This is a genomic window from Streptomyces sp. ISL-66 (assembly GCF_018614135.1).
Lineage (GTDB): Bacteria > Actinomycetota > Actinomycetes > Streptomycetales > Streptomycetaceae > Streptomyces.
The window spans coordinates 1-26980 of the sequence record NZ_JAGGOW010000034.1 but is presented as its reverse complement, the minus strand read 5'-3'; the positions used below and the strand labels follow the sequence as shown (position 1 = coordinate 26980).

Annotated in this window: 30 protein-coding genes and 1 pseudogene; 16 read left to right on the top strand and 15 right to left on the bottom strand. The window is 71.4% G+C overall.

The genetic code is table 11. The features are described 5' to 3' along the window. Nucleotides 1-33: 33 nt before the first annotated feature. Nucleotides 34-1752 carry a peptide-N4-asparagine amidase gene (locus J7E97_RS07495; RefSeq protein ID WP_251054042.1) on the bottom strand — a complete coding sequence of 573 codons (1719 nt, stop codon included), beginning with the start codon at nucleotides 1750-1752 and terminating at the stop codon, nucleotides 34-36. A gap of 228 nt (nucleotides 1753-1980) precedes the next feature. On the opposite strand from J7E97_RS07495, the gene J7E97_RS07490 reads away from it, so the two are divergent. Together J7E97_RS07490 and J7E97_RS07485 are read left to right on the top strand one after the other, a co-directional pair. Further along, nucleotides 1981-3120, top strand: coding sequence for an ABC transporter substrate-binding protein (locus J7E97_RS07490; protein WP_374224122.1), 1140 nt, complete (start codon nucleotides 1981-1983; stop codon nucleotides 3118-3120). A 151-nt stretch (nucleotides 3121-3271) separates the two neighbouring features. Beyond that, nucleotides 3272-4360: a YihY/virulence factor BrkB family protein gene (locus J7E97_RS07485; protein WP_215023661.1), complete on the top strand. Its 1089-nt coding sequence runs from the start codon at nucleotides 3272-3274 to the stop codon at nucleotides 4358-4360. Between the two features lie 300 nt (nucleotides 4361-4660). Here the strand turns inward: J7E97_RS07485 and J7E97_RS07480 are convergent, their stop codons facing one another. Further along, complete coding sequence (locus J7E97_RS07480) at nucleotides 4661-4903, bottom strand: protealysin inhibitor emfourin (RefSeq protein WP_215023659.1); 243 nt, start codon at nucleotides 4901-4903, stop codon at nucleotides 4661-4663. A 351-nt stretch (nucleotides 4904-5254) separates the two neighbouring features. On the opposite strand from J7E97_RS07480, the gene J7E97_RS07475 reads away from it, so the two are divergent. Continuing rightward, complete coding sequence (locus J7E97_RS07475; RefSeq protein WP_215023657.1) at nucleotides 5255-6313, top strand: vWA domain-containing protein; 1059 nt, start codon at nucleotides 5255-5257, stop codon at nucleotides 6311-6313. Nucleotides 6314-6499: 186 nt separating this feature from the next. Here the strand turns inward: J7E97_RS07475 and J7E97_RS07470 are convergent, their stop codons facing one another. Continuing rightward, complete coding sequence (locus J7E97_RS07470) at nucleotides 6500-7201, bottom strand: NUDIX domain-containing protein (protein ID WP_215023655.1); 702 nt, start codon at nucleotides 7199-7201, stop codon at nucleotides 6500-6502. Between the two features lie 59 nt (nucleotides 7202-7260). Here J7E97_RS07470 and J7E97_RS07465 point away from each other — a divergent pair, with 59 nt between their 5' ends. Then, nucleotides 7261-8019 (top strand): DeoR/GlpR family DNA-binding transcription regulator, encoded by a 759-nt coding sequence (locus tag J7E97_RS07465; protein WP_215023653.1) that lies wholly within the window; start codon nucleotides 7261-7263, stop codon nucleotides 8017-8019. 282 nt (nucleotides 8020-8301) lie between these two features. Here the strand turns inward: J7E97_RS07465 and J7E97_RS07460 are convergent, their stop codons facing one another. Further along, nucleotides 8302-9534, bottom strand: a complete 1233-nt coding sequence (locus J7E97_RS07460; RefSeq protein WP_215023651.1) for an FAD-dependent oxidoreductase — start codon at nucleotides 9532-9534, stop codon at nucleotides 8302-8304. A gap of 172 nt (nucleotides 9535-9706) precedes the next feature. Between J7E97_RS07460 and J7E97_RS07455 the strand changes: the two genes are divergently transcribed. Genes J7E97_RS07455 through J7E97_RS36580 form a run of 3 tightly spaced genes read left to right on the top strand, consistent with a single transcriptional unit; the run spans nucleotide 9707 to nucleotide 10973 of the window. Continuing rightward, nucleotides 9707-10309 carry a hypothetical protein gene (locus J7E97_RS07455; RefSeq protein WP_215023649.1) on the top strand — a complete coding sequence of 201 codons (603 nt, stop codon included), beginning with the start codon at nucleotides 9707-9709 and terminating at the stop codon, nucleotides 10307-10309. 59 nt (nucleotides 10310-10368) lie between these two features. Then, nucleotides 10369-10629 (top strand): hypothetical protein, encoded by a 261-nt coding sequence (locus J7E97_RS07450; protein WP_215023647.1) that lies wholly within the window; start codon nucleotides 10369-10371, stop codon nucleotides 10627-10629. Then, a complete protein-coding gene (locus tag J7E97_RS36580; RefSeq protein ID WP_215023645.1) occupies nucleotides 10626-10973 on the top strand; it encodes a DUF6233 domain-containing protein in 348 nt (115 codons plus the stop codon). The genes J7E97_RS07450 and J7E97_RS36580 overlap by 4 nt, the downstream gene beginning before the upstream one ends. 88 nt (nucleotides 10974-11061) lie before the next feature. On the opposite strand, the gene J7E97_RS07440 is transcribed toward J7E97_RS36580, so the two are convergent. Continuing rightward, the gene (locus tag J7E97_RS07440) at nucleotides 11062-11997 is read right to left on the bottom strand and encodes a LysR family transcriptional regulator (protein WP_215023643.1); all 936 of its coding nucleotides are present in this window, start codon (nucleotides 11995-11997) and stop codon (nucleotides 11062-11064) included. A gap of 153 nt (nucleotides 11998-12150) precedes the next feature. Between J7E97_RS07440 and J7E97_RS07435 the strand changes: the two genes are divergently transcribed. Continuing rightward, nucleotides 12151-13461, top strand: a complete 1311-nt coding sequence (locus tag J7E97_RS07435) for an MFS transporter (RefSeq protein WP_215023641.1) — start codon at nucleotides 12151-12153, stop codon at nucleotides 13459-13461. Here J7E97_RS07435 and J7E97_RS07430 read toward each other — a convergent pair. Together J7E97_RS07430 and J7E97_RS07425 are read right to left on the bottom strand one after the other, a co-directional pair. After that, nucleotides 13373-14029 (bottom strand): fasciclin domain-containing protein, encoded by a 657-nt coding sequence (locus J7E97_RS07430; protein WP_215023639.1) that lies wholly within the window; start codon nucleotides 14027-14029, stop codon nucleotides 13373-13375. The genes J7E97_RS07435 and J7E97_RS07430 overlap by 89 nt on opposite strands. A 112-nt stretch (nucleotides 14030-14141) precedes the next feature. Beyond that, complete coding sequence (locus J7E97_RS07425; protein WP_215023637.1) at nucleotides 14142-15731, bottom strand: molybdopterin-dependent oxidoreductase; 1590 nt, start codon at nucleotides 15729-15731, stop codon at nucleotides 14142-14144. Between the two features lie 245 nt (nucleotides 15732-15976). On the opposite strand from J7E97_RS07425, the gene sigK reads away from it, so the two are divergent. Together sigK and J7E97_RS07415 are read left to right on the top strand one after the other, a co-directional pair. Next, nucleotides 15977-16561 (top strand): ECF RNA polymerase sigma factor SigK, encoded by a 585-nt coding sequence (gene sigK, locus J7E97_RS07420; protein WP_215023635.1) that lies wholly within the window; start codon nucleotides 15977-15979, stop codon nucleotides 16559-16561. Then, a complete protein-coding gene (locus J7E97_RS07415) occupies nucleotides 16558-17358 on the top strand; it encodes an anti-sigma factor domain-containing protein (RefSeq protein ID WP_215023633.1) in 801 nt (266 codons plus the stop codon). Before sigK ends, J7E97_RS07415 begins: the two co-directional genes overlap by 4 nt. Nucleotides 17359-17501: 143 nt before the next feature. On the opposite strand, the gene J7E97_RS36575 is transcribed toward J7E97_RS07415, so the two are convergent. Together J7E97_RS36575 and J7E97_RS07410 are read right to left on the bottom strand one after the other, a co-directional pair. After that, nucleotides 17502-17633, bottom strand: coding sequence for a hypothetical protein (locus J7E97_RS36575; RefSeq protein ID WP_285427953.1), 132 nt, complete (start codon nucleotides 17631-17633; stop codon nucleotides 17502-17504). A 93-nt stretch (nucleotides 17634-17726) separates the two neighbouring features. After that, entirely contained in the window at nucleotides 17727-17984 is a 258-nt protein-coding gene (locus J7E97_RS07410; protein WP_215023631.1) for a hypothetical protein, read from the bottom strand. A gap of 174 nt (nucleotides 17985-18158) precedes the next feature. On the opposite strand from J7E97_RS07410, the gene J7E97_RS07405 reads away from it, so the two are divergent. Then, entirely contained in the window at nucleotides 18159-18971 is an 813-nt protein-coding gene (locus tag J7E97_RS07405; protein WP_215023629.1) for a class I SAM-dependent methyltransferase, read from the top strand. A 99-nt stretch (nucleotides 18972-19070) separates the two neighbouring features. On the opposite strand, the gene J7E97_RS07400 is transcribed toward J7E97_RS07405, so the two are convergent. From J7E97_RS07400 to J7E97_RS07390, 3 genes are all read right to left on the bottom strand, one after another. Beyond that, the gene (locus J7E97_RS07400; protein WP_308346422.1) at nucleotides 19071-20015 is read right to left on the bottom strand and encodes an LD-carboxypeptidase; all 945 of its coding nucleotides are present in this window, start codon (nucleotides 20013-20015) and stop codon (nucleotides 19071-19073) included. A 153-nt stretch (nucleotides 20016-20168) separates the two neighbouring features. Further along, nucleotides 20169-20936, bottom strand: a complete 768-nt coding sequence (locus J7E97_RS07395; protein WP_251054037.1) for a YitT family protein — start codon at nucleotides 20934-20936, stop codon at nucleotides 20169-20171. Nucleotides 20937-21068: 132 nt separating this feature from the next. Then, nucleotides 21069-21473, bottom strand: coding sequence for a hypothetical protein (locus J7E97_RS07390; protein WP_215023626.1), 405 nt, complete (start codon nucleotides 21471-21473; stop codon nucleotides 21069-21071). Between the two features lie 181 nt (nucleotides 21474-21654). Between J7E97_RS07390 and sigJ the strand changes: the two genes are divergently transcribed. Beyond that, nucleotides 21655-22725: an RNA polymerase sigma factor SigJ gene (sigJ, locus tag J7E97_RS07385; protein ID WP_215023624.1), complete on the top strand. Its 1071-nt coding sequence runs from the start codon at nucleotides 21655-21657 to the stop codon at nucleotides 22723-22725. Between the two features lie 14 nt (nucleotides 22726-22739). On the opposite strand, the gene J7E97_RS07380 is transcribed toward sigJ, so the two are convergent. Together J7E97_RS07380 and J7E97_RS07375 are read right to left on the bottom strand one after the other, a co-directional pair. Continuing rightward, nucleotides 22740-22964 (bottom strand): hypothetical protein, encoded by a 225-nt coding sequence (locus J7E97_RS07380; protein WP_308346421.1) that lies wholly within the window; start codon nucleotides 22962-22964, stop codon nucleotides 22740-22742. 22 nt (nucleotides 22965-22986) lie between these two features. Further along, complete coding sequence (locus tag J7E97_RS07375; RefSeq protein WP_215023621.1) at nucleotides 22987-23220, bottom strand: hypothetical protein; 234 nt, start codon at nucleotides 23218-23220, stop codon at nucleotides 22987-22989. 395 nt (nucleotides 23221-23615) lie between these two features. On the opposite strand from J7E97_RS07375, the pseudogene J7E97_RS35610 reads away from it, so the two are divergent. The 4 genes and pseudogenes from J7E97_RS35610 to J7E97_RS07360 all read left to right on the top strand — a co-directional run. Then, nucleotides 23616-23951 (top strand): annotated as a pseudogene (locus J7E97_RS35610) (CopD family protein); the annotation flags it as partial. A 402-nt stretch (nucleotides 23952-24353) separates the two neighbouring features. After that, nucleotides 24354-24800, top strand: coding sequence for an SRPBCC domain-containing protein (locus J7E97_RS35605; protein WP_251054044.1), 447 nt, complete (start codon nucleotides 24354-24356; stop codon nucleotides 24798-24800). Beyond that, complete coding sequence (locus J7E97_RS07365) at nucleotides 24800-25165, top strand: helix-turn-helix transcriptional regulator (protein ID WP_215023618.1); 366 nt, start codon at nucleotides 24800-24802, stop codon at nucleotides 25163-25165. Before J7E97_RS35605 ends, J7E97_RS07365 begins: the two co-directional genes overlap by 1 nt. Before the next feature lie 67 nt (nucleotides 25166-25232). Then, the gene (locus J7E97_RS07360) at nucleotides 25233-25373 is read left to right on the top strand and encodes a hypothetical protein (protein WP_251054036.1); all 141 of its coding nucleotides are present in this window, start codon (nucleotides 25233-25235) and stop codon (nucleotides 25371-25373) included. A gap of 203 nt (nucleotides 25374-25576) precedes the next feature. Here the strand turns inward: J7E97_RS07360 and J7E97_RS07355 are convergent, their stop codons facing one another. Further along, nucleotides 25577-26794 (bottom strand): IS701 family transposase, encoded by a 1218-nt coding sequence (locus J7E97_RS07355; protein WP_308346420.1) that lies wholly within the window; start codon nucleotides 26792-26794, stop codon nucleotides 25577-25579. Nucleotides 26795-26980 lie beyond the last annotated feature (186 nt).

The window sequence follows — 26980 nt, the reverse complement described above, 5'->3', positions numbered from 1 at the left end:
CGCACGTCCGCGCGCCGCCGCGCACCGCGCGTGTCAGCAGCGGCGGCGGTCCTGAGTGACGGTGCCCTGCACGGTGGCCACCGTACGGTCGTAGCACCCGCCCGGCGCCCCGGTCCCGTAGAGCCGGTACCGGGCCGAGGTGGTGGCGACGGCGTGCCGCTGCTCGCGCGGGACGTTCGCCGTGTAGCTCGCGTCGCCCGTGTACTCGTCGTCGAGCCGGGACCGTTCGACCTCCCGGCCGCCGCGCAGGACGACGGTGTCCGCACGGTCTCCGAGGGTGATGACGGTACGGAGCCGGTCGCCGGTACCGAGGGTGGTCTCGCCGTCCATGGCGTAGGTGCGGTGGGTCCGGGTGGTGGTCGCCCCGCGCGTCACGCTCTCCTCGTCGGTCCAGGTGGCGGTCAGCCCGTCACGGTCCTCGCCCTCGGTCCAGCGGTGGACGGAGGTGTTGTGGACGGCGCGGGTGACCGTGGTGGTGACCCGGCCGTGCGAGGTGTCCAGGTATCCGGCGACGGTCAGCCGGTGGCCGCCCTCCGTGTCCAGGCGGTGTTCGGTGCCGGGTGAGGCGGGCGTCCAGCGTGAGGAGTTGGCCGGATCGCTCTGCTCCTCGCGGGTGAGGCCGCCGGTGACGACCTCACGGGCGGTGTCCTGCCAGAGCAGCAGATTGGCCGGGGTCGCCCAGCCCGTCTGGCCTGCCGGTACTCCGGCGACGGAAACCTCGATGCGGTGCGCGCGGCCGTCGTTGAGGAGGGCGGCGTACGGCGTGAGGTCGTAGCGGACCGGCTGCACGTCGAAGGCGCGGGGGCCGGGGGTGACGTACCAGAGGAAGGGGTTGGACCAGCCGCCGGTCCAGACGTTGGGGAAGGGTGCGGCGATGCCGGCGAGCCGGCCGTCGACGGAGATCCGGACCTCCCGGTACGGGCCGTCGGCCGCCTTGCAGGAGTACGGGGCCGGGTCCGGAGTGGTCATGTACCAGAACTCTTCGCAGCCGCCGCCGGACCCCGTGGCGTAGACCTCGGCGAGGAGCCGTTCGGTATTGCGCGGGAGGGTGACGGCCGGCGTGGTGAGCGGGAGGACGCGGTCCGGTGTGCGGCCGGGGCCCGGGTCGGGGCGGCCCTGGGCGGCGTAGAAGGTCAGGGTGACCTTGACGTCGATGACGCCGGTGTAGGTGTCGTTGACGACGTTGCCGATGAGCATTTCGACGGCCTGCGGGCGGCTGAAGGTGTCGCGGTAGTGGGTGACGTCCTTCTCGACGGACCAGGCGATGCCGTCCGGCGAGGGCTCGGGCGTGGAGGTGTGGAAGATCTCCACGCCGCCGACGGAGAGGTGCCCGAGGCGGTCGAACTGACGCCCCTTGACCTTGCCGTCGAGGCGGAGCACCACCTTCGCCCAGTTGGCCGTTCCGCAGGCGGTGGGGGGTACGTATTGGCCCTGGTACGGGGTGAAGTCGCGGAACTGCACCTCGGCGAGGGTCACTTGGCAGGACCGGGTCCCGGGACGGGCCACGGGCGGGGCGGGGGTGAGGGGGTCGTGCCAGTCCGTTCCGAACTCGGCGGGCGGCGGCTGCGTGCCGGGTGCCGCCGGTGCGGGGACGGCTGACGCGGGCACGCCCGGTGCGGGAACGGCCGCTGTGTGGAGGGCCGTTGCAGCTGCGCCGCCGGGTTCGGCCGCGGCTGCCGGGCCCGCGGCGGCGAGGGTGGCCGCCGCGAGGGTCAGCGCGCCGAGCGCGCCCATGATCCGGTGTCGTCTCATGAGCCCGCAGTGAAACCGGGCCGGGTGGGGGGCGCCAGGGCAGCGCGTCCGCCCTGGCCGGATTCCGCCGCCGACGGGCCCCGCCCCCGTACACCGGCCCGGCTCCTGCGGATGAACGGTACCCACGCCTTCCAGGACCTTGACGCCGGCCGGCTCCAGGACGTCGTGGCAGCTCAGCGCACGAATATCCGGTTGCTTCTCGGTGATGGTGGCGGATGCAATGACGGCGTGATCACGCCGCCCTTGCCACCAGTGCCTCCAGTGCCGCCCGTGCTATTTGACACGGAGCCGACCGCCGGAACAGCCATCCGGATCGGCGCCCTCGTGCCGCTGACGCGGCCCGGCTGGGTCGAGGCGGGCCGGCACTTGCTCGCCGGACTCGAGCTCGCCGTTCGCGATGTCAATGACGCCGGCGGGATCGGCGGAAGACCACTTGAGCTGGTGGTCCGGGACACCGCGGCCGATCCGCGTAAGGCCGCGGCGGCCGTGGACGAACTGGCCCGCCTGGGTGTGGCCGCCTTGGCCGGGGAGTATCACAGCGCCGTCGCCCGCGCCGTCGCCGCCAGGGCCGACGCCCTCGGCCTGCCGTTCCTCTGCTCGTCGGCGGTTCTCGACGCGCTCACCGAGCAGCCGACCGAATGGGTCGCGCGGCTCGCCCCCGCGCAGTCCCGCGGCTGGCAGATCTACGCGGACTTCCTCTTCGGCGCGGGCCACGCGCGCATCGCCGTAGCGGCCGAGCCGAGTGTCTACTGGGCGTCCGGGACCCGCATCCTGCGGGACCACCTCGCTCCACGCGGCGGCACCGTCGTCGAACTCGACGCGCGCTCGCTCACCCCCGCCGCGCTGTGCGATGAACTCGTCGATCACGGCGCGACCGCGCTCCTCCTCCTGACCGGCCACCCGGATCCGGCCGTGCCGATCGTCACGTCAGTCCGCCGTGACGAGCGCCTCGCCGAGATCCTGATCGGTGCTCCGGCCGGGCAGCCGGAGTTCGCCGAATGGGCGACGCTGCTGGGCGAGGACAGCCCCGCGATCCCGTTCCTGCGCTACCTGCCCGAGCATCTCGGCCCGCTCGGCGCACGGGTCGAGACGGCCCTGCGCGGGCGACTGGCCGAAGCGCCCTCCTTCGTCGCCTTCGAGGGCTACGACACGGTCACCGTCCTCGCAGATCTGCTGCGCACGCACGGGACGGACCGGGCGCGCATCGCCGAATCCTGGCCGTGCGTCGCGGTCGAAGGCACCCGGGGGCAGATCCGGTTCTCGCGCACGCCGGACATCAGCGTGTGGCAATGGGTCTGGGCGCCGGTCCAAGTCGTCGACCGGGATCCGGCGGAACCCCATCGCTTCCGGATCCTTCACGCCGGCTGAGGGAGCGCGGAGGTCAGACCGCCGGATTTCGACCTGGACGGGCCGCGGAGTGATCGACGCGTGCGGCCGAGCGCCGCGTCGGCGCCGCAACCGGCGTCACCCTGATGTCCTCCACAGACATGAGTGCCGCCAAAACGGCAATCCGGAAGGTATGACACGCCTCTCGAAGAGAAACCGCACTGGCGGACACGAACGTACGGGCAGCCCCGGTGGCGGGGGCGCGGGGCCGCCCGAGGGCCGCGCGGGGGCCGAGGGAGCAAAGGAGGTCCAGGGGGCCGAGGAGGCGGAGGAGCGGGCTCCCGATCGGCCGTCCGCGCTGCCGGGACGGTCGTGGTGGGTCGTGCTGCGCGGCACCGTCAAGGAATTCACGAACGACGAGCTGAGCGACCGCGCCGCGGCGCTGACCTACTACGGCGTTCTGGCCCTCTTCCCCGCGCTCCTCGTCCTCGTGTCCCTGCTGGGGATGGCCGGGGAGTCGACGACCGAGAAGGTACTGGACAACCTGCGGTCCCTGCCTCCGGGCTCGGCCCGGGACATCATCAGCGATGCGGTCGAGCAGTTGCAGGGCCACAGCGGCATCGGGTCGCTGCTGGCGGTCGTCGGCCTGGTCATCGCCCTGTGGTCCGCCTCCGGCTACATCGCCGCGTTCATCCGCGCGGCGAACGTCGTCTACGACATTCCCGAGGGGCGGCCGGTGTGGAAGGTCTTGCCGCTGCGTCTCGGGCTCACCGTGACACTGATGGTCCTCTGCTGTGCGAGTGCGCTGATCGTGGTCTTCACCGGCGGCCTGGCACGGCGGGCGGGCAGCGCCCTGGGAATCGGTGACAGTGCACTTACGGTGTGGTCGATCGCGAAGTGGCCGGCCCTGGTCCTCCTCGTCACGGTCATGATCGCGCTCCTGTACTGGGCCGCGCCGAACGCCAAGGGCCGCGGATTCCGGTGGGTGACGCCGGGCAGTCTCCTCGCCCTGGCGATCTGGATCGTCGCCTCGGCGGGCTTCGCGTTCTACGTGGCGCACTTCGCCTCCTACGACAAGACGTACGGGACCGTCGCGGGCGTCATCGTCTTCCTGGTGTGGCTGTGGATCACCAACCTCGCCGTCCTCCTCGGGCTGGAGTTCGATGCGGAGCTGGCCCGCCAGCGCGCGATCGCCGGCGGGCTGCCCGAGAACGAGGAGCCCTACGTCGAGCCCCGCGACACCCGCGCCTGGAGCGCCGAGGAACGCCGCCGCATGCGGTGAGCCCGCCGGCATCCTCGAAAAACGCGTCTCCGCGAAAGGCCACGGGCCCTCGACAGCCGAGACGGCTGTCGAGGGCCCGTGTTCCGATGGCCCGGGGAGGGTGGGTCACATCGTCTGGCCGGGGCCCCGGCCGCGTGATGGCGGGGGGGTGCCACCACGCGGCTCGGGCCCACTGGGACCCCGCGCCGCTCACCGTCGCGGACTCCCGTGTCCACTCGTATGACCCGTCTCCGGCGGCCCAAACACTCTGAGTACATTATTTTTCGTCCGGGCCGGGCTTCGTGCCCGTAGCGGTCCCGATCAGGCTTCTTCCCCGAGGACCGCACGGATCAGTTGCCGTTGGTCACCGGTCAGGGCCGTCTCAGGGAGGTCGATCACCTGATCGTCGACCGTGATCCGGTAGTGGAAGCCGTCCGCCACGGGCGGCAGGACGCGACGGGCGAGGCCTTCCCATTCCTCGGCGTCCCGCCGGGCGGAAGTGTCGACCTTCCGCACCTTGTCGACGCCGGTGAAGCCCCCCGAGCGACTGACGGTGATCAGCATGGTCGTTCTCCTTCGGAAGTCGGATCTTCCCTCGAAGGGGACTGCGGGCCGGCCCTTCGGCCGCGGCCGCGCCCCGCGAGGCCTCGGGCTCGCCTGCCCCTGATCCGCCGGGCCTCCCCCACCGGGTACCGGAAGCGACGTCAACGGCTCGATTTCACCGGTTCCTGGCCGACAGGCACCAGACGTGAGGGCCGACGCCCCGACGCCCACCACGGTGACCCGCGTCAGCAGCCGGGACCTGCGGACCGGCGGACCGGCGGACCTGCGCGTGATCCTCCGTCAAACTCCGTTGTCAGTGCCTCCCCATAGCGTGGAGACATCACTCGGGGAGCTCGGAGAAGGAGCAGAAACGTGTCCACCAACAAGATCCAGCACAAGGTGAACCACGTCGCACTGGTCGTGGACAGTTCGGGTTCCATGCGTCAGCACCAGGGCCAACTCATCCGTGTCGTGGACGAGTTCGTGGCGGGCTTGAAGTCCGAGTCGGACAGCCTCGGCCATGAGACCCGGATCAGCCTCTACTCCTTCGACCACAAGGTGGAGAACCTGGTGTGGGACATGGACGTGAAGCACCTGCCGTCCATGCGGGGTCTGTACAAGGTCAACAACGGCGCCACGGCCCTCATCGAAGCCTCGCTGAAGTCACTGGACGACCTTGGCCACATCTGGGAGGAGTACGGCGAGCACAGCTTCCTCCAGATCGTGGTGACGGACGGCGAGGAGAACGCCTCCGGCGGCGACCGGCGGCACGACGGCGACATGGCCATCCTCGGCCCCTGGCTCGACAAGATCGCGGCGAAGATGGGTGCGCTTCCGGGCCACTGGACTTCCGCGATCCTCGTTCCGAACTCCCTGGCGAAGCGGACCGCCCAGAACTACGGTTTCCCCGCCGGAAACATCGCCATTTGGGACGCGGATTCCCAGGAAGGCGTCGAGGAGGCGATCGGCACCGTACGCGCCGCCGCCACCAGCTTCCTCCGTGGCCGCGAGAAGGGCGTGCGCGGGACGAAGAACCTCTTCGCGGTCGGCCAGGACATCTCGGTCGACGACGTGCGGGCGAACCTCGAACCGGTCCCGGCCGACAAGTACCGGCTCCTGAAGGTCGACGCGGAGGTCGAGATCCGGTCCTTCGTCGATTCGCATCCGGGCGTGACGTACGAACGCGGGGCCTGTTACTACCAGCTGGGCACCCGGGTCCAGGTCCAGCCCGACAAGGAAATCATCGTGGTCGAGAAGGACACCGACCGCGCGTACACGGGCGAGGCGGCTCGCAGCCTCCTGTTCGGCACGGGTGTCCAGGGGACCGTCTCCGTGAAGGCCGGGCGCAATCCCAAGCTGGAGGTGTACGTGCAGAGTCGTTCGGTGAACCGAAAGCTCAAGCCCGAGACGCGCCTGCTCATCATGGTCTGAGGTCCCGGGCTGGAGCGGTCCGGCCTCCGCTCGCGCACGGCCGCGGCCCCCGCCCCCGCAGGACGAGCACCACGTCCGCGGAGGCGCCCGGCTCGCGGTCGACCCGTTCGGCACGTTCGACCCGTTCGGTGCGGTCCGCCCGGTCGGTGGGATCGGCGCGTGTGCTGCACGGCGACGCCGACGCAGTCAGTGGGCGCCGTGGACGGCCGCGAGGGGAGCGAAAGGTCCGTCCAGGGCCGCCCATTGCAGGAGCAGGATGGTCTTGCCGTCGGTGATGCGTCCGTCGCGGGTCATGGCCAAGGCTTCGGCGAAGGGCAGTTCGAGGACCTCGATGTCCTCGCCGTCTTCCTCGAGTCCGCCGCCGGCCCCGGTCCGGTCGGCCGGGGTGTAGGGGGCGGCGAAGAAGTGCAGCCGCTCGGTCACGGAGCCGGGGCTCATGTAGGCGTCGAGGACGTGGGTGAGCGGGCCGAGCGTGATGCCGAGTTCCTCGGCGCTCTCGCGCCGGACGGCGGCCTGCGGGTCGTCCGCGTCGAGCAGCCCCGCGGCGGCCTCGACGAGCATGCCGTCGGGGTGGTCGTTGACGTAGGCCGGGAAGCGGAATTGGCGGGTGAGGAGGACACAGCGGCGTTCGGTGTCGTAGGGGAGGACGACCGCGCCGTTGCCCCGGTCGTAGGTCTCGTGCCGCTGGGTGATCCAGCGTCCGTCGCGGCGGCGGTAGTCGAAGGTGGTGCGGCGCAGCACGTGCCAGCCCTGGGAGGTGAGCTCGACGTCGCGCACCACGACGTCGGGGTTGCGGTCCAGGTCGCGGCCCGCACGGTCGAGGCCGGTCCGGCCACGGTGGTCGGGGGCGTCGATGCCCGGCCGGGTGATCGGGGACTTGTCGGTCATGAGGCGCTACGATACACACGAAACTACGCAGAATCATGCAGGAACAGGAGAGAACGCGGATGCTGGCTGCTGAACGGCGCGACCACCTGCTGGGTCTGCTCACCCGCGAGGGCAAGGTCGTCGCCAAGGACGTCGCCGCCGAGTTGGGGATCTCCGAGGACAGCGTGCGGCGCGATTTGCGCGATCTGGCCACCGAGGGATTGTGCCAGCGGGTCTACGGCGGGGCGCTCCCCGTCTCACCGGCCGCGGCGGACTACACCGCCCGGCACTCCGTGGCGGCCGAGGGCAAGCGGAAGGTCGCCTCGGTGGCCGCCGGCCTGGTGCGGCCGGGCAGCGCGCTGATCCTGGACGGCGGCACCACCGCCCTCGCCGTCGCCCGCGCGCTCCCGCAGGATCTGGACTGCACCGTGATCACCCACAGTCCGACCATCGCCTCGGCCCTGCTGGACCATCCGCGGGCGGAACTCTTCCTGCTCGGCGGCCGCGTCTTCAAGCACTCGGCGGTCGCCTGCGGTGCGGCCGCGGTCGAGGCCGCGCAGAACGTCTCCGCCGACCTCTGCCTGCTCGGCGTCGCCGGCGTCCACCCCGAGGCGGGCCTGACCACGGGCGACGCGGAGGAGGCGGCGATGAAACGCGCCCTGGCCGCTCGCGCGGCGGACACCTACATCCTCGCCTCCTCCGAGAAGATCGGCACGGCTTCGCGGTTCCGCGTCCTGCCGTGGGAGGGAATCAGCGGACTGATCACCGACGCCGACCCCCGCGACCCCGTCCTCGAGGAACTCGCGGCGCTCGGCGTGGAAATCCTCCCGACCGACTGACCACTGAGGCCCCGAGCGCCAAGCCCCGAGAACTGACGCCCGACGCCTGACGCCTGAGACACCTACGGGACGAACGGCCTGCGCGGGGCGCCAGTCTGCAGGTCCCTCCCGAGCCGCGAGCTTGCCGGAGAGGCGGACGATGCGGCCCAGGCCGCGGGGGACGACACGGGATGCACATGGCCACCACGTCGCCGATGGCGGCTCCGGCCGGGGAAGGCGACCCATCGGTCCAGCGTGCCAGCCCGGTTCCCGAGCTCCGGGCCCGGTCTGACCGGCAGTGGTTCAGCGCAGCGATTGCCTCGGGGGACGCTCGCGCAGGGCCCCGTAGGCGAGGAAGTAGGCCGGAATCCGGTTCAGCCACGGCGAGTTGGTGACGAGCTGTGTCATCCGCTCGGCCCGTCGGGGATCGCCGAACGCGGTGCGTCCGGCCAGCAGCGGTTCGATGACTTGCGTGTGCGCGAGGCGCTGGAGGCCTTGGGTGGCCACGGTGGTGAGCCGGCGGCGCCGCTGGATACGGCGTACGTCGCGCAGTCCGACGGTGCCTTCGCGCAGTGGACCCACGAGGTGGCGGGCCGCGGCGACCGCGTCCTGTACGGCGAGGTTGATGCCGATGCCGAAGACGGGTGACATCGCGTGGGCGGCGTCGCCGATGCACAGCAGCCCGGGGCGGTGCCAGCGACGCAGGCGCTCGAGCCGTACGTCGAGCAGTTTCACCTCGTCCCAGGAGGTGACGGTGTCGCTCCGGTCGGCCAGCCACGGGGCCGCGGCGGTGAACCGGGTCATGAAGCGGTCCAAGCCCTCGGCGCGGCGCTCGGTGTCGGTTCCCTTGGGGATGAGCGCGGCGCACTGCCAGTAGTCGCCGCGGTCGATCAGCGCGGTGAAGAACCGGTCGCCGAGCCCGCCCACCAGTCCGCTGGGGTCGTCCTCGCGGCGCGGCAGGCGGAACCACCAGGCGTCCATGGGGCACGGGAAGCTTTCCAGGCCGAGTTCGGGCAGGGCTCTGGCCAGTGAGCCACGGCCGTCGCAGGCCACGGTCAGGGTGGCCCTGAGCTCGCCGGTGGTGCCGTCCGCGGCGCGGTAGCGCACGCCGGTGACCCGTCCGCCCTCCGTGAGGAAGGAGGTCGCCTCGGTGTTCGTGCGCAGGTGGAAGGAGGGTTCCTTGCCCGCTTCGTCCGCGAGGAGGTCGAGCAGGTCCCACTGGGGCACCATCGCGATGTAGTTGTACTTCCCGTGCAGCGCCCCGAGGTTCCCGATGGTGACCAGGGACCGGTCCGGCCCGATGGGCAGCTGGACGGAGGTCACCCGGCGCTGCGGCAGACGGGCGAACCGTTCGGCGAGACCGATGTCGTCCAGCAGCGACAGGGTGGAGGGGTGGACGGTGTCACCGCGGAAGTCGCGCAGGAAGTCGCCGTGCTTCTCCAGCACCGTCACCTCCACCCCGGCCCGGGCCAGGAGCAGTGCCAGCACCATCCCGGCCGGCCCTCCTCCCACGACGCAGCATGTCGTGTGCTCCACGGCAACCACTTCCCTTCGCGGGGATCGGGTGACCCCACGAGAGATATACCGCACAGGGGCCAACGGAGGCCGCAACAACGGGATTCCGGCGCACCCCCACCTCATCGACCCCCACCGCATCGACGCATGGAGGCGGGAGAAGAGGGGGAGAAGGTCGGGAGAAGATACGGCCATGACTCAAGCACTCGGCGCCGTACCGCCTCGCCGTCGCACAGGGGACGAGCCCGTTCACTTGGACGGCGCCGCCCACGGCAATCTGCTCGGCTTCTGGGCGTGGGCGTACTCGGGTCTGGTCGGCAACACCCTGCGCGGAGCGCTGGCCGAGTACATCGTCGCCCTCGCGCTCGGTGTCGCGCACGGCACGCGCGTGGACTGGGACTCGGTGGACATCCGACTGCCCGGCGGACGCCAGGTCGAGGTCAAGTCGGCGGCATACCTTCAGGAATGGGGTCAGTCCAGACTGTCCGGCATCTCCTTCTCCATCGCCCCGGCCGAAGGCTGGAACGCGGTCACCGGAGAAGTGGAGCCGAACCGTCTGCGCCGCGCGGACGTGTACGTGTTCTGCCTCCTCAAGCATCAGGACAAGGAGACGCTGGATCCCCTCGACCTCACCCAGTGGACCTTCTACGTCCTGCCCACCGCCGTCCTGAACGAGTACAGGCGCGACCAGCGCACCCTCACGCTCTCGTCGCTGCTCGCCCTGGACCCGGTCCGCTCCGACTTCGCCGGCCTGCGCGCCGCCGTACTCGCTCCGGGGCACGGCCACGCTCCGTAGCTGGTCGGCGACCGCATTGCGACTCGCACAAATATTCGAACAGCTGGTTCAATAAGGGGATGGCGCACTTCCCCTTCCCTGATGACCTGGTCTCCCTCAAGCGACAGCAGATCCGGATCTACGGCCGGCTCGCCCTTCAGCCCGCCCTCGGGACGGCGGAGCTGCGGCGCGAGTTGATCCGGCTGTCCTGCCTGATCAGCTCGCATCCGTACTGGGAGCGGGGCGGCTGGAGCACCGCGGGCCAGGTCGAGCTGCACCGGGCGGCCTCGACCGGGCTGATCTCGGCCCGCGAACCGGCCCCGGGGGCGCGATCCTCGTGAAGGAGCCCGACGTCCGTCTGGAAGCCCGGTTGGAGAGCTGGCGAGCCGTGCGGGACTGGCTCGCGTGGCAGCAGCGACAGGCCGAGCGCACGATCCGCACCTTGGAGGCGGAGCTGGCAGCCACCGCACCGCGCCGGGCGGCCCCCGCGCCCGCGCCGCCGGACTGGAAGCTGGAGTCGATCCGGACGGGGCACGGCCCGGAGGCGCTGTCGGTGCACATGGGCGACTGCTCCATGGGGGACGGCAGGGCGATCACCCGCGAGGAGGCCCGGCGCCTGCTCGCCGACGGTGTCGGGCCCTGCCCGTTCTGCAGTCCGGACAATGCACTCGGCATGACCGGCTGAGCATCCGGGTCGGCGGTCGCCGCGAGGGCCGAGACGTCCGGCCAAGGCGAGACCGGCCGGATCGGGTGACGCGAAGGGGGGTGCCGCGTCAGGAGCGTGCGCGGGCCCAACTCGGCGTCCAGGCTTCGGCCCGCGGCGTCGGCCGCGCTTGGACGAGGTGCCTGCGCAGCGCCGCGAGGGTCGGGTGCGGGTTGGCCGTCCGGTACAGGAAGGAGTGCGGGTAGACCAGCGCCGGCCCTTCGATCGGGATGCGTCGCAGGCCGTGGGCGGCCGGCCACACGTACCGGTCCCCGGTTCCCACGAGCGTGGCCAGTGCCGCGGAGTCCGCGATCGAGTCCATCAGCGCCTCGCTCCCGAAATCGGGGCCGACCGCGTCGATGCGCAGGTCGAAGGTGGCCGTGAGCTCGTCGTAGTACGCGGCCCACTCGGTGCCCTGCTTGATCCCCGGGATCCAGATCCGGTGCCCGGTCAGGTGCGCCGGGGTCAGTGACTTGGCGGAGGCGAGCGGGTGGCCCGGTCCGACGAGCAGCTGGAGCGGGTCGTCCAGGACGCGCTCGGCGCTGATCCCTTCGGGCAGGTCGCCCGCGGGTACGGCACGGAAGGTCGCGTCGACCTCGCCCGCCAGTACGGCTTCGATCGCTCTGGTCGCGTTCGCGTCCGAGAGCGTGACCACGTCGAGGTCGGTGCCCGGGTGGGACTGGTAGAAGCCTTGCAGGGCCGAGGCCGGGGCGATGCGCCGGTTGAGGACGTCCACGCGCAGCACCCGCTCGCCGGGGCGCACGGAAGCGGCCGCCCGCTCCACGGCCCGCAGGACCTCGCGGGCGTGCGGGAGGAACGCCTGCCCGTCCAGCGTGAGCCGCGCACCGCGGGCGGTGCGGACGAACAGGGCCACCCCGAGGGCGCGCTCCAGGCCCACCACGCGCTTGGAGACGGCCTGCTGGGTGATGCGCAGATCCACGGCGGCTTCCCGGAACCGACCGGTCTCCACGACGGCGACGAAGGTGCGCACGGCATTGATGTCCACACCGGAACCCTACGTGCGCACAACCTGTGGTTGTGGCTCATGGGTGGTGCGGTTGTTGGACCGGCGGCCCGTCGACCTGGTCGAATCCGCCGTGGACGACGGGTGACGGGTCACCGTGACGGGTGACGGGTGACGGGTGACGGAAGGTTCTTCATGGCGCGGCACGATCTCGGACGCTCGTTCCGATGGCTGTGGTCGGCATTCGCCGCGTCCAGCGCCGGCACCTGCCTGGGGTTCGGCGCCTTCCCCCTGATCGCGATCCAGGTGCTCCACGTCGGCCCGACCGCCGTCGCGGCCCTGGCTGCTGCCGGCATGGGGGTCGGCGCGGTCCTCGCGCTCCCGCTCGGTCCGTGGGTCGACGCCCGGCGAAAGAAGCCGGTCATGATCGCCTCGGACCTGGTGCGGTCCGGCGCCCTGCTGACGATCCCCGCCGCCTACTTCGCCGGCTGCCTGACCTATGCGCAGCTGCTGGTCGTCTCCGTGATCAGTTCGACGGCGAACATCGCGTTCACCGCGGCCGGCGGCGCCTACCTCAAGCAGCTCGTGCGCCCGGACCACCTGCTGGTGGCCAACGGCCGCTTCGAGTCGACCACCTGGACCGCCACGGCGGTCGGCCCGCCCTTGGGCGGGGCGGCGATCAGCCTGCTGGGGCCCGCGGTCACCGTGATCGCCAACGCCGCCGGGTTCCTGCTGTCCGCGCTCGGGATCGGCGCGATCCGGCACGAGGAGGCCCGTTCCGAGCGGGTCCGGGCCGCGCAGCTCCGGCCTTCTGACCTGGTCGAGGGCTGGAAGTTCATCCACGACGACCGGCTCCTGCGCCCGCTGTTCTGGAACACCGTGGCCGTCAACGCGCTCATCATGGCCACCGAACCGCTGTTGGCCGTCCTACTGCTGGGCGACCTGGGCTGGGCGGCGTGGCAGTACGGGTTCGCTTTCGGCCTGTCCTGCGTCGGCGGATCCGTCGGCGCCCGGATCGCCCCTCGCCTGGCGGCCCGCTTCGGGCACCGCCGCACGCTGATCACCTCCGGGGTGCTGCGGGCCCTGTGGCCGGTCGGGCTGTTCTTCGTCATGCCCGGGACCGCCGGCGTGGTCCTGGTCATCGCCGTCGAGCTGATCCTGATCACCTGCATCGGCGTGTTCAACCCGCTGTTCGCGACCGAGCGGCTCCAGCGCGTCCCCGCCGAGCGGGCCGGACGGGTCCTCGTGGCCTGGAGAGTGACCAGCACCGGCGCGATCGCCGCGCTGACCGCCCTCTGGGGCGCCCTGGCCGCCGTCACCGACGCGCGCACCGCGATCGGCATCGGCGGCGTCCTGCTCCTGACCACCCCGCTCCTGCTGCCGGGACGGCGCCGACCGCGGGCGCACGGCGGGACGGTTACTTCGGCTTCAGGACGGTGTCGACGATGTAGACGTTGGCGTTGGCGGTCCTCACGTTGCCGCAGACCACGTTGGACGTGTCGTTGACCTGGTAGGTCTCGCCCGATCCCCTGGTGGTGACCTTGCCCTTCTCAAGGGTGTCGAAGGAGCCGTTGGCCAGCCGCTTCGGGGTGATCCGCTCCCCCACGACGTGGTAGGTGAGGATCTTGGTGAGAGTGGCCTTGTCGGCGAGGACCTTGTCCAGGTCGGCCTTCGGGATCTTGGCGAAGGCGTCGTTGGTCGGCGCGAACACCGTGATGTCCTCGGCGTTGTTGAGGGTGTCGACGAGGCCCGCCTTCTTGACGGCGGCGACCAGGGTGGACAGCGCCGGGTTGTTGGAGGCGGCCGTGGCGACCGGGTCCTTGGCCATTTGGTCGAAGCTGCCGGCACCGTCCTTCGGGACGCCCGAGCAGGCCGGCCCGAACGGCTCGTCCATCGCCGTCGACGCGTCCGCGGTCCCGGCCCGCGAGGGGGCGGAGGCGGCGGCGCTCTTGTCGGCGGTGGAACCCGACGCGGAGTCGTTCTCGGAGTCTGAGCAGGCGGTGAGCGCGAGCGGCAGGACGGCCGCCGCCGCGACGGCGAGGGCGGTACGACGCATGCGCGAAGTGCTGGTCATGATCGATGTCTCCTGGGTGGTTGCTGGATTTCGGAACGGTGGTGGGGGTGGGTTGGAGGTGGGGGTGGGCTTTCGTCCGGCCCCCGGAGTGGCCAGGCCTGTAGGTCCCGGGTTATCCGGTGGTCACGAACACGCTGTGCCAGCCGCTCGCTCCGTCGGGGATGGTCCGCGTGCGCTCTTCGGTCTGGACTTGGCCGGTGCCGTCGGTGGCGCGGACCGTGAGGGTGTGGCCACCGGGGGCGGACTTCCAGGGGTAGGACCACTGGCGCCAGGTGTCCGCGCCGGCCTGGGTGGCGAGGTCGGCGTCCTGCCACGCGCCGTCGTCGATACGTACCTCGACCCGGGCGATGCCGCGGTGCTGGGCCCACGCGACCCCGGCGACCGCGACCGTTCCGGCCGCCGGGCGGGCGAAGGGTTTCGGGGTGTCGATGCGGGCCTGCGTCTTGATCGGTCCCCTGCGGGACCATGCGCGCTTGACCCAGTACGCGTCGTACGAGTCGAAGGTGGTGAGCTCGACGTCCTCGATCCACTTGCAGGCGGAGACGTATCCGTACAGCCCCGGTACGACCATCCGCACCGGGAAGCCGTGGTCGAAGGGCAGCGGCTGACCGTTCATCCCGACGGCCAGCATCGCGTCACGGCCGTCCATGAGGTCCTCGACCGGGGAGCCGAGGGTCATGCCGTCGACGGACCGGGCCACCAGTTGGTCGGCCGGTCCGCCGTTCGAAGGCGGTTTCACACCGCACTCGTCCAGCAGGTCGGCCAGGCGTACGCCCAGCCAGCGGGCGTGGCCGACGTAGGGGCCGCCGACCTCGTTGGACACGCAGGTCAAGGTGATGTCCCGCTCGATGAGGGGGCGGCCGAGGAGCTCCTGGTACGTGTAGGTCCGGGGCCGGGCCACTCCCTTCCCGTGGATCTTCAGCCGCCACGTGCCGGCATCGACTTTGGGTACCACCTGAGCGGTGTCGACGCGGTAGAAGTCCTCGTTCGCCGTGGTGAAGGCGCTGATGTCCGCCACCTTGAGCTGCACCGAGGCGGGCAGTACGGGCGCCGGCGACGCGGGAGCGGGCAGCCTGACCGCGGCCCGGGAGGCGGCGGCGCCCTCGCCGCGCCGGCCGGTCAGCGCCCGGCCGACGGCCCCCGCCCCCGTGGCGGCCACGGCCGCGACGGATGCCGCCAGCAGGAAGCCCCTTCGTGAGGGGCCCGAACCGGGCCCACGGGTACTGAGAACCGGCGCGGCGCGGGACACCGGTTCTCCGGAGAGGTAGTGGAGGACCGCGGCGGACACGGCGGCACCGGCCAGGGAGGGCAGGGCGTCCACCGGGCCCTGCGCGTCGGGGCGCGTGAGCGCTGCGGCCGCCCCGACGACGCCGAAGAGGAGGACTCCCGCGGCTCCGCAACGGCGGTAACGCAGCGAGGCGATGCCGAGGGCCGCGGCGAACAGACCGAGGACGGACAGGATGCCGAACTGGAGCACGAGTTTGTCGTTCTCGCCGAAGGTCCGGATCGCGTAGTCCTTCAGCGCGGCCGGCGTCCGGTCGATCGCCGCACCACCGACCACGGTCACCGGTCCGGCCCGCGGTCGCACCAGCGAGGCGACGAGCTCGGCCACCGCCAGGGCCGTGTATGCGGACACGAGGCCGGATACGGCGCCCAGTGCGCCACGGATCAGGGAGGTGCGGAAGGTGCTCACACCGGCCATTCGGTGTGCTCCGTCCGGCGGATTGGTGCGTCCTGCCGTTGCCCGGGACGTGGACCAAGCCGCGACCGTGTCCGCTACGAAGGATGTTCAGGACCACCGGAGCGATGTCCGCGACCGGCCCCCACACGGGCAGGAGCCGGTCTACCGTCCGTCAGTGAAGGACTGTTCATGTCATGGATGTACAAGGACGGCCACCTCGGCACCGGGCCACCGCTGCCGGCTCGACGATGCGCGAGGGAGCGCCGATGAGGCAGCAGCCGTACTTCGGCGGCGCCGAATCCGGCGGCCCGCGGCTGGAAGACGTCATGGAACAGGTGGGCCGCGGCGACAAGAACGCCTTCTCCATCCTCTATGACGCGGTGGCGAACACCGTCTTCGGGATCGTCGTCAAAGTCGTGCGCGACAGGGCGCAGTCCGAGGAGGTGGCGCAGGAGGTGATGATCGAGCTGTGGCGCCAGGCCGGCCGCTACCGCCCCTCGCAAGGCTCGGTGATGACGTGGGTGGCGACGATCGCGCACCGGCGGGCCGTCGACCGGGTCCGCTCCGCCCAGGCCTCGGCCAACCGTGACAAGGCCGCGGCCGTGCGCGATCAGCAGCGGCCGTTCGACGAGGTCGCCGAGCAGGTCGAGACCCGGCTGGAGAGCGAGCAGGTACGCCGGTGCATGCGCGCGCTGACCGAACTGCAGCGCCAGGCAGTGACCTTGGCCTACTACCAGGGCATGACGTACCGCGAGGTCGCTGAATCGCTGCAGGCCCCGCTTGCGACCATCAAGACTCGAATGCGCGACGGACTGATCCGGCTGCGCGACTGCATGGGGGTGACCACGTGAAGAAGCACCGGCAGCAAGAAGACGCGCACGCCCTCATCGGCGCGTACGCCCTGGACGCGCTCACTGACGGGGAACGCCGTGCCTTCGCCGCCCACCTCGAAGGGTGTGCCGACTGTGCGCGTGAGCTCGCCGGCTTCGCCGCGACGACCGCCCGGCTCGCGGCCGCGGTGAGCGTGCCCGCACCCCCGGACCTGAAGCTTTCCGTCATGCGGGACATCGACAGCGTCCGCCAGTTGGCCCCACACACCGGTGCGGACCGGGCGGACCGACTGGGCTGGCCGGACCTGCGAGACGTGCGGGATCTGACGCGCCGACGGGCGGGGCCGTTCCCGCTCCTGCCGCGCCGGGTGGGCCCCTTCGTCGTCGCGGCCAGCATCGCCGCGGCCGCCGCCTTCGGCGCCCTCGCCGTCTGGCAGCACCAGGAAGCCCGCACCCAGGTCCAGCACGCCGAGGCACAGGTCAGGGAGGCGTCCGCCGTGTTGGCCGCGGCCGACGCACGGACCGTGCACGGCCGCACGAGCGGCGGGGCGACCGCCTCCGTGGTGACGTCCGCGCGGCTGAACAAGTCCGTCTTCGTCGCCTCGGGGCTGCCGCCCGCGCCCGTCGGGAAGACGTACCAGCTGTGGTTCGACGACCACGGCACCATGCGCCCCGCAGGCCTCGTTCACCAGGACGGCACCCGCCTTATGCAAGGAGATCCCGGCCGGGCACTCGCCGTCGGACTGACCCTGGAACCCGAGGGCGGCTCACCCCGTCCGACCAGCAGCCCCCTGATCCTGCTGAGCCTCCCCGCGTGACCTGACCTCTGCCCGCGTCAGGCCGTTCGGACGATGCGGTCGAGCAGCTCGGTGAGCAGCAGGTTCTCCCCCGGGGTCAGCGCCGCGGCCTGGGGACGGCGGGCCCGCAGGGCGATCGCGGCGTCGGCGGGACCGGGGGACGCCTAGCTGGGGGCGTCCGTGGTGATCGCGGCGATGACCGCTTCCCTCGCCAGCGGGGAGACGCTGAGGTCCCGCCGGTCCGCGGAGGTGGCGACGAGCGCGAGAGTGGTGCCGCCGCCGGCGGCGGCGTGCACCAGCTGGGCGGCACGCCGCCCCCACCGGCTTCCGCCAGTGGTGCAAAGACGTGCTCAAGCCCGCCGTCCTGGCCTGAGTGGACCGGCACGTACTCACGGGACGTCACGGGGCACCGCCCCCGGTCGGCGGGGAGCCGACGCCGACGCGTCCACATCGGTTCGCCGCCGCCCCCGGCTCGCACCGTACGTGTGCGGGTCGTCCTCGGGCCGCAGGCCGAGCATGTCCAGCAGCAGCGCCAGATCTCCGGGGTCGGCGGCGTGGGAAGCGACGGCGCGGCGCGCCGCCGCCCGGTCCGTGGTCCCGCAGGACGCCAGAAGAGCCGGTTCGTCACAGCCAAAGGGATCTTTCACCTCGCCGATCCCACCATGCCCGCCCACCGTGTGCAGCCGGACTGCTCCACCTGCCCCACGGCCCGCCCGTGGCCGCCCGGCCGCCCGTTCCGGTTCCGGCCGATGCCGGACCGCGGGGCCGGGGGGCCCGCGCGCCCTTCAGCCCCGCGGGTCCCGATCGGGGATCGTGGTGGCATGAAGGAGCAGCGGTTCGACACGTGGGCGGCGGGGGACGCGTACGAGCGGTACATGGGCCGGTGGAGCCGTCCGGTCGCGGAGGAGTTCGTGGCGTGGCTCGGCTGCGGGGAGGGCCTGCGGTGGCTGGACGTGGGCTGCGGTACGGCGGCGTTGACCGCGGCCGTGGCCGCCCGGTGCCGCCCCCGGATGGTCGTGGGGTGCGACCGGTCCGCCGCGTTCGTGAGGACCGCGCGTGCCGCCGTCCCCGCGCCCGCGTGCTTCGTCGTGGCCGACGGTGTGTCGCTACCGGTGCGCGAGGCGGCGTACGACGTGGCCGTCAGCGGGCTGGCACTCAATTTCTTCCCCGCACCGGGTACGGCCGTGGCCCAAGCCTCCCGCGCCGTGCGGCCGGGCGGGCTCGTCGCCTCGTACGTATGGGACTACGCGGAGGGCATGGCCTTCCTGCGCCACTTCTGGGACGCCGCGGTCGCGGTGGACCCGTCGGCCGCCGCCTCGCACGAGGGCCGCCGTTTCCCGCTGTGCCGCCCGGATCCGCTCCGGGCGCTCTGGACGGGCGCCGGCCTCGTCGACGTGTCGCTCTCGCCGATCGAGGTGGCCACCGTCTTCTCCGGCTTCGCGGATCTCTGGGAGCCGTTCCTCGCCGGGCAGGGCCCCGCCCCCGGCTACGTGTCCGCTCTCCCCCAGCCCGCCCGGGACCGCCTGCGCGACACGCTCCGCGAGACCGTACCGACGCGACCGGACGGTTCCATCGCTCTCACCGCCCGGGCCTGGGCGATCCAGGGCCGAAAGCCCGCCCGCGCCGGAACGTGACGACTTCCGGCAACAGGCACAGCGGGCGTGCTCGGATCCGACAGCGGCCCGGCTCCGAAAGGGGCCCGGCTCCGACAGCGGCCCGGCTCCGACAGGGGCTCAGCTGTCCGAGACCGCCGGTTCGAGCAGGGACAGCGTCCGGTTGTCCGCGTCGACCTCTGCGCGGACGCCGATCGGCAGTGGCAGGTTCGGCGAGGCGTGACCGAAATCGACCTGGGCCAGGACGGGAATGTCACGCTGCGCCAGGACGTCGAGAACCGCCTCGCGCAACCCGACCGGGTCGCCGCCGCGCTCGTACGGCGTGACGTCACTGGGGAGGCCGATCACCATGCCCGCGATCCGGTCCAGCACGCCGGACAGCCGCAAGTTGTGCAGGTCGTTCCAGATCCGCGTGACCGGCCGGTCCACCTCCTCCCAGAACAGGACGGCGCCGTCGAAGTGTTCCGGGGCCAGGGCGAAGGGCGTCGCCTGTAGTTGGACCAGGCGGTTCAGCAAGCCGCCGACCAGTGGTCCCTGTGCGCGCCCCGGCCGCCAGGCTTCCCAAGTGCCCTGCGCGGGCAGCATTCCCGGCGCCTCGGCCTTGGTGAGCACGCGGGCATAGAGGTCGACGAGCTCGGCCCGTCGGGCCTCGTCGCCCAAGGTGTACCAGTCTCTGCCGAAACCATGGGTTGCGAGGTCGGTGTGGAAGCCGATGAGGCCGGTCTTGGCGTGCAACGCCATGTGCAGCAGCGAGACGTCGCTGTAGCCGAGGATCGGCTTCGGGTCGGCCCGGATCGCGTCCAGATCGACCAGATCGAGGTAACCCATGGTCGTTTGACCGCCGGTGTGCGCCACGATGGCCCGCACCTCCGGGTCGCGGAGCAGCCCGTTGAGCTCGGCGGCCTGCTCCCCAGGCGTGCCCGACGCCCACCAGCGGCGCCGGGCCGGGTCCACCATCGGGCTGACCCGCACCCGGAAACCCATGCGCTCCAATACCGTCACGCCGCGGGCGAGCAGCGGCTCGTCACCCGGGTCGAGCGGACCGGAAGGCGCGGTGACGACCACGAGATCGCCGGAGCGCAGCGCACGGGGACGAAGGTACATGGGCACGAATCCTCCTAGTTGATCGACAACGGCCGTCAACCACGTGGGTACCGGCCCTATTCCGCCTCCGCGACCGGTCAAGCTCATTGGCCCGCACCGGCCTTGGGAGCGTGGTCAGCCCGCGGTCGTTCCCGCGCGCGGCCCGGACGGCGTCGCCGCGTCGCGGTGGTCCGCGGGGCTGGCGTAGGCGAAGCGGGGCATGAGGAACTGGGTGACCGGTCCGACGGCGAGTGCGTACAGCACGGTACCGGCGCCCACGGTCCCGCCGAGCAGCCAGCCCACGGCGAGCACGGTGATCTCGATCGACGTGCGGATGAGCCGGATGGACCGGCCGGTGAGGGCGGACGCACCGGTCATCAGGCCGTCCCGGGGCCCGGGCCCGAAGCGTGCGCCGACGTAGACGGCGATGGACAACGCGTTGAGGAGGATCCCGCCGAAGAGCAGAGCGAACCGGGTGGGCAGACCGAGCTCCTCGGGGATGAGCCAGAGTCCGAGGTCGGACGAGAACCCCAGGACGACGATGTTCGCGAAGGTGCCGAACTTCGGACGCTGCTTGAGCGGAACCCAGAGGACCAGCACGAGCGCGCCGACCAGCGCGGTGATCGTGCCGAAGCTGAGGGACGTGTGCTTCACCAGGCCCTCGTTCAGGACGCTCCAGGGGTTCAGGCCGAGCGAGGCCCGGACCATGAGCGCGAGGCTGAATCCGTACAGGGCGAGTCCGACGAAGAGTTGGGGCAGACGTCGCACGGGCCGCTCGCCGAAGCGGACATAGGAGAGCCGGGGCATGGACGGGCGCGGAGCGGGCCGCGCCGGAGCCCCGCCTCGCGCCACTGCTCGGCGCTCTGTCCCGCGCCCGTAGCCGTCGGTGGTCTCCTGCTGCATTCCGCTCGCCTCCGCATGGGTCTGCCGGCCTTGTTCCGGGCCAGTGAGGTGAGTTTGCCGGGTGACCGGCCGTGAGGGCATGGCCAATTCCAGAGAAATGGCTGGTGGGCGACTCCGACAGCGCTTCGCGCGCTACCGCCGGATGCCGGCGCGGTGCGGGGAGCGGGTCGACAACACCTGGCCCAGCGCCAGCACGCTCAGGCCGAACATCAGGACGCCCAGGGGGACATGGAGCGAGGGCACGTGCGCGATGCCCAGCACCACCTGCGCCGAAGCGAGTACGAGGAAGCCCGAGGCGTACAGGACGGGGCGGGGCGAGGCGCCGCCCGGCCGCCATGCCAGGATCGCGGCGAGCACGTACAGCATCGACGCGCCGTACATCACGCGCGCTCCGACGCCGTGCAGTGTCTCGCCGTAGGACGAGGACAGCAGCAGGCCGGCGGTGGCCGCCTGGAAGAAGATGGCCAAGGTCTGCAGGGCTATCGCGACCTGCACGAAGGTGCTTCCGCGCTGCTCTGCCGTCGTCTGCGTGGCCATGAGGTGGCCCCCTCTTCTGCCTCGCGGCGGTGGATCGGTAGTGTCTCGGTAGTCCGACGACGCGGCCCCGCGAAATGTGAGGCCAAGCACCGAACCAACCCGGCATCCGGTGCGGTGTGTTTCGTCGAGGCAACCAGAGCGGCATCGGCAGACGAAAACGGACCAAGTGGAGCTCGCGACCATGAACACCCCGTCCGAACCGGAGCACGACCGGTTCCCCGGGCCGGACATGAGCGTCGTCGTCGGCGAGCGGCGCCGGCTGATCAACCTCTCCTACCGGCTGCTCGGTTCGCTGGCCGAGGCCGAGGACGCGGTCCAGGAGACGTACGCCCGCTGGTACGCGATGTCACGGCAGGGGCGGGAAGCCATCGAGTCGCCCGGCGCGTGGCTGACGACGGTGGCCGGCCGCATCTGCCTGGACGTGCTCGGCTCGGCGCGGGTCCGGCGCGAGCGCTACGTCGGTCCGTGGATACCCGAGCCGCTGCCCGACCGTACGGAGTGGTTCAGCGGGTCGGCGGGCGGCGGCAGGAGCGAACCGGCCGACCCCGCCGACCAGGTCACCCTGGACGAGTCGGTGGACATGGCCTTCCTCGTCGTACTGGAGGCGATGACGCCGGCCGAACGCGTGGCGTTCATCCTGCACGACGTCTTCCGGTACCCCTTCACCGAGATCGCCGAGATCGCCGGCCGGACGCCCGCGGCCTGCCGGCAGCTGGCGTCCTCGGCCCGCCGACGCGTTCGCGCCGAGCAGGCTCCGGCCGCCCCGGCGGCCGGACAGGCCGCTCTGGTGCGGCACTTCAAGGAGGCGTGGGAGGCCAAGGACATCAGGGCGCTCGTCGGCCTGCTCGATCCCGAGGCCACGATGACCGCCGACGGCGGCGGCCTGGTCGGTACCGTCCTGCGCCCGGTCGAGGGCGGCGCGCGCATCGCCCAGTACCTCATCCACATCGCCGATGTGGCCCCCGGGCTGACGCTCCTGGAGCGGACGGTCAACGGCCAGCCCGGCCTGGTCGCCCAACACGCCGGCGTCACCGTGACCGTGGCGGCGTTCGGCCGCGCCGACGGCCGCATCAGCCGCATCTGGGCGGTCCGCAACCCGGAGAAGCTCCGTCCGTGGACCGAGAACGCACCGAACGGATCGGGCGGGTCGGGCGGGTCCGGCGGGTCCGGCGGGCCGGGCGGGCCGGGCGGAGCAAACGGATTGAGCGTCGCCGCCCCCCAGGAGTTCTCGAGGTCGCAGGGGGATCTCTAGGGCTCCGAGTGCCCTTACGCCTCTATGTAGGCGACCACGGTGATCGTCTTCAACGCCGTGACGTAGAAGACGACCCGTACGCCGTCGACGTCGTCGACGTAGTCCCGCAGCAGCGTGCCGGGGATCCGCTTGCCGAGATCCGGGTTGACGGAGATCGCGACGATCGCCCGGTCCAGGCGGTGCGTCTCGCTCGCGGTCAGCTTGGTGAGCTGCGTCAGCGCGGGCTCGACCGTGATCACCCGTGAGCGGCGGGGTCCGGGGTCAGGCGACACGGGCCTGCTCACCGGCGAGGTCGGCGAGCTCGGCGAGGTGGCCGTCGCGGGCGGTCTCCCACGGGACGCCGCCGTCGGGCGAGGGGTAGCCGTTGGCCGCGATGTCCTCCAGGACGCTCGCGAGGAGGTCGGTCTTGGCCCGCTCGTTGGCCGCGTACGCGCGGACCGCATCGGCGGCGGCGGCATCGAGCGGCTGGCGTTCGGGGGCCGGCTGTTCGCTCATCGGGTCCTCCTGGCGGCTTCTCGCGTGGTGCGACCACGGTAGCGCCAGCCGGGGCGCGGAGACCGCAGGTCGGATGATCCGGGCTCCGGCACGGGCCGAGCCCGACGAACACAGGCCGGGAATGGCTGGAACTCACCTATATCACCCCAGGACATGCACAGGTAAACGTCGCACCGGCGGCCAAGGGTGCCTGGATCGCCCAGGGCACGATCCACCTCGTGCAGAACGTCTTCCTGGTCGTCACCGCCACCACCCTGATCGCGCTCTTCCTTCCCGCCGCGCGTCGGCATCTCAACGCCCTGGCGCTGACCGCACTGCCCCTGAGTCTCGCGGTGACGCTCGTCGCGGCGGTCCCGGCGACCAAGCCGAAGGACGCAGAGAAGGTACTGGACCTGATGTTCGGTCAGGTGCACATCATCAGCGGCGTGGTCTGGGTCGGCGGCCTGGCCCTCCTCGCCGCCCTCGCCGCCTCCCGCGCCCGGCTGAGCGGGAGTGCGGGCGTGCTGTGGGCGGACATCTGGCGCCGCTTCGCCCTCGTCGCACTCGTCTGCGTCGGCGCCGTAGTGACCTCCGGCCTGTGGATGAGCTGGAAGCACGTCGGCTCCGTCAGCCAGCTGTGGACCACGACCTACGGGCTCTTCCTCCTCGTCAAGGTCCTGCTGGTCCTCGGCATGGTGGCTGCGGGCGCCGTCAACCAGTTCTGGCTGATGCCCCGCATCACCAAGGCCCGCCGGAAGGACGACACGTCCTCGCTCCTGCACCTGACCCTGGCGCCACTTCCCCAAGGTGGTCTGGGGCGAGGTGGTCCTCGGGATCGCCGTCCTGGCCGTCGTCCCCTTCCTCGGCGGCTCCGCCCGCACGGAGGCCGGCAGCCCTCCCGCCGTTTCGAGCGGCAGCGTCCTCGCGGCGGGCGCCGTCCTCGTCCTCACCCTTGTCGCATCCCTCTACGTCACGGTCCGGACGTCCGACGCCCTGGCCCGACGGGCCACCGCCTCGGCCACGGCCTCACCTGGACGCAAGACGCCGAGGGACGCCGCAGACCCGTCACGACGCAACCTCCAGGTTGCGCCTCAGGCCGTGAGGTGCAATCCTGGAGTTGCACGTCACATAGCGGCGATGAACGGAGTCAGCTCATGAGCGAGGACCGGATCGAACGCGAGACCCTGATCGCGGCACCTCTGGAGCGCGTCTGGTCACTGGTGGCCCAGCCCGGGTTCTGGGCAGCCGACAAGGCGAGTCTGCCCGGCACCGTGGCCCGGGAAGGCGAGTCGATGATCGCGAAGCACCCCGAGCACGGGGAGTTCCCGGTGCGCGTGGAGAAGGTCGAGCCGCCGACGTACTTGGCGTACCGCTGGACCAGCGCGTTCCCCGGAGAGGAGCTGCGCGAGAACAACAGCACCCTCGTGGAGTTCACACTGACCCGAGAAGGCGACCTGACGCGGCTGTGCGTCGTCGAGAGCGGTTTCTCGGCTCTGGCCGGGTCCGAGGAACTGCGCACGCGGAACCTCCAGGACCACAGCGAGGGCTGGCCGCTGGAGCTCGACGCGCTCAGGACGCGCGCCGAACAGACGTCCGCGTGATGGAAGAACGTCCCGGCGCCGACGAGGCCGTCACCAACGTCCTCGTCGCGCTGGCCGACCCGACGCGCCGCCGGCTGCTCGATCTGCTCGCCGCGCAGCGCGGGGCCACCGCGACGATGCTCGCCGACGGGCTCCCCGTCACCCGCCAGGCCGTGGTCAAGCACCTCGCCGTCCTGGACGCCGCCGGACTGGTCTCGGGCAGCCGGGTCGGCCGCGAGGTCCGGTACACGGTGCGGCCGGCGGCGCTGGACGCGACGGCACGGTGGATGGCCACGCTCGCGACCGAATGGGACCGCCGACTGGCCACCATCAAACGTGTCGCGGAGGCAGCCGAGCGGGAAGCGGGTCCGACGCGACCCGACTGACTGGGAGCGAGCAGGCGGCGAGGTCGGGGCCCATCTCGCCGCGATACCAGGCGACGTCATGCGACGGATGGCCGAGAACGCCCACGCGGGAAACACCACCCACAAGGCAGAAGACACCGCCCTTGCCGCCGAACGAGAGCGAACCCTCTACCAAGCAGTCAAGGATTTCCGACTCGCGGCCCGCAGCACTACCGGCAAAACCAACTGACCCAGGAACTCCGAGCCCGCCCCCTAGTACTCCAGCCGTATTTCTCTATTACTGCTGGTCAACGGCTTGGGTGTGGGGAGTGTAGCGGGGTGGCGAGGGGTGCGGGGCGGTCTTCGCGGACCGTCCCGCGAACGTGTGACCACGGCGCATGTAGTGGCAGTTCCGGGCGCGCGCTTGGTGGCGGCGGCGCCATATCGACCAGTTCACCGCATGTACGCGTGGTGAAGGACGGCGGTGGGGTTCAACTGCCAGCAGACGACGGATTTCTGCCGGGGTGAGGTCCACGAGGTCGGGTGTGTCGGCCTCACCACCCCCTTTTCGCGCTCCTGGACGGCCATTGCCGCGAGGAAGATGTGGGCGAGCATGGCGAGCGTGATGTGCCGGTACCAGCCGATGTAACGCCGGACCTCGTAGCGGTCCAGGCCGCACTCGTTCTTCGCGCTCTGGAAGCACTCCTCGACTTTCCAGCGGCAGCCGGCGACCCGGACCAAGTCGCCGACGGTGGCTTCCAGCGGAGCACAGGCAAGGTAGTAGGCGATCTCGTCGGGCTTGTTGATGCGGCGTCGGGCCAGCATCCACCGCTGACGGGTGGGTTCGCCGCCGTCGAACTCCCAGACCGAGGGCAGACGGGCGGCTGCCCAGTCGTAGAGGCGTTCGCCCTTCGCGCCGGGGCCGGCGGACAGCCGCTGCCAGGCTTCGGGCGGGGCCTGGGCGATGAGGTGGTCGATGCGCGGGCCGTGGACCTGCTGGGACTTGGGCACCGCGACGACGTAGGAGAGCTGGGTGTCTTCGAGGAAGCGCCGGAAGCGGGAGTCCTGGCCGTAGGCGGAGTCCGCGGTGACCCAGGAGAAGTCGAGCGTGGAGGCCTGAGCGCGCAGGACCATGGTTCGGGCGAGGTCGTTCTTGGTGGTGAAGTCGCGCTCGTCGGGGATCCGGGCAGCTCGGCATCGTTCCCGGTCGTTCGTCCAGGACGTGGGCAGGTAAAGCTCGCGGTCGACGAGGGCATGGCCGCGGCTGGTGGCATACGCGGCGAAGACGCCGATCTGGCAGTTCTCGGTCCGGCCCGCGGTCCCGGAATATTGCCGCTGCACCCCCGCCGAGGTGATGCCCTTCTTGACGAAGCCCGTGTCATCAATGATCAACACCCCCTCCGGGGCGCCGAGTTGCTCAGCGGCATAGGTCTGCAGGTCATCGCGAAGGCGGTCGGCGTCCCAGCGGGACCTCGCCAGGAGATACTGCAATCCATCCGGAGTGGCGTGACCGGCGTATTCGGCGAGCTGCCAGCCGTTCTTGCGGCCCACCGGTCCCAGCAGTCCGCGCACGTAATCCCGCATCCTGCGCCGGGGCTCCACCCGGCCGAAGCGAGCCCCCGCCTTCAGAAACAAGTTCTCGAGTTCATGGCCCCAGGCACTCACGGGCACGTCATTGATCACACCCGTGAACTGCTCCGTTCGCTATCACTACATGCGCCGTGGTCACACGTTCGCGGGATGGTCCGCGAAGACCGCCCCGCACCCCTCGCCACCCCGCTACACTCCCCACACCCAAGCCGTTGACCAGCAGTAATGGAGAAATACGGCTGGAGTACTAGTGTCCTGAGTCTCGGA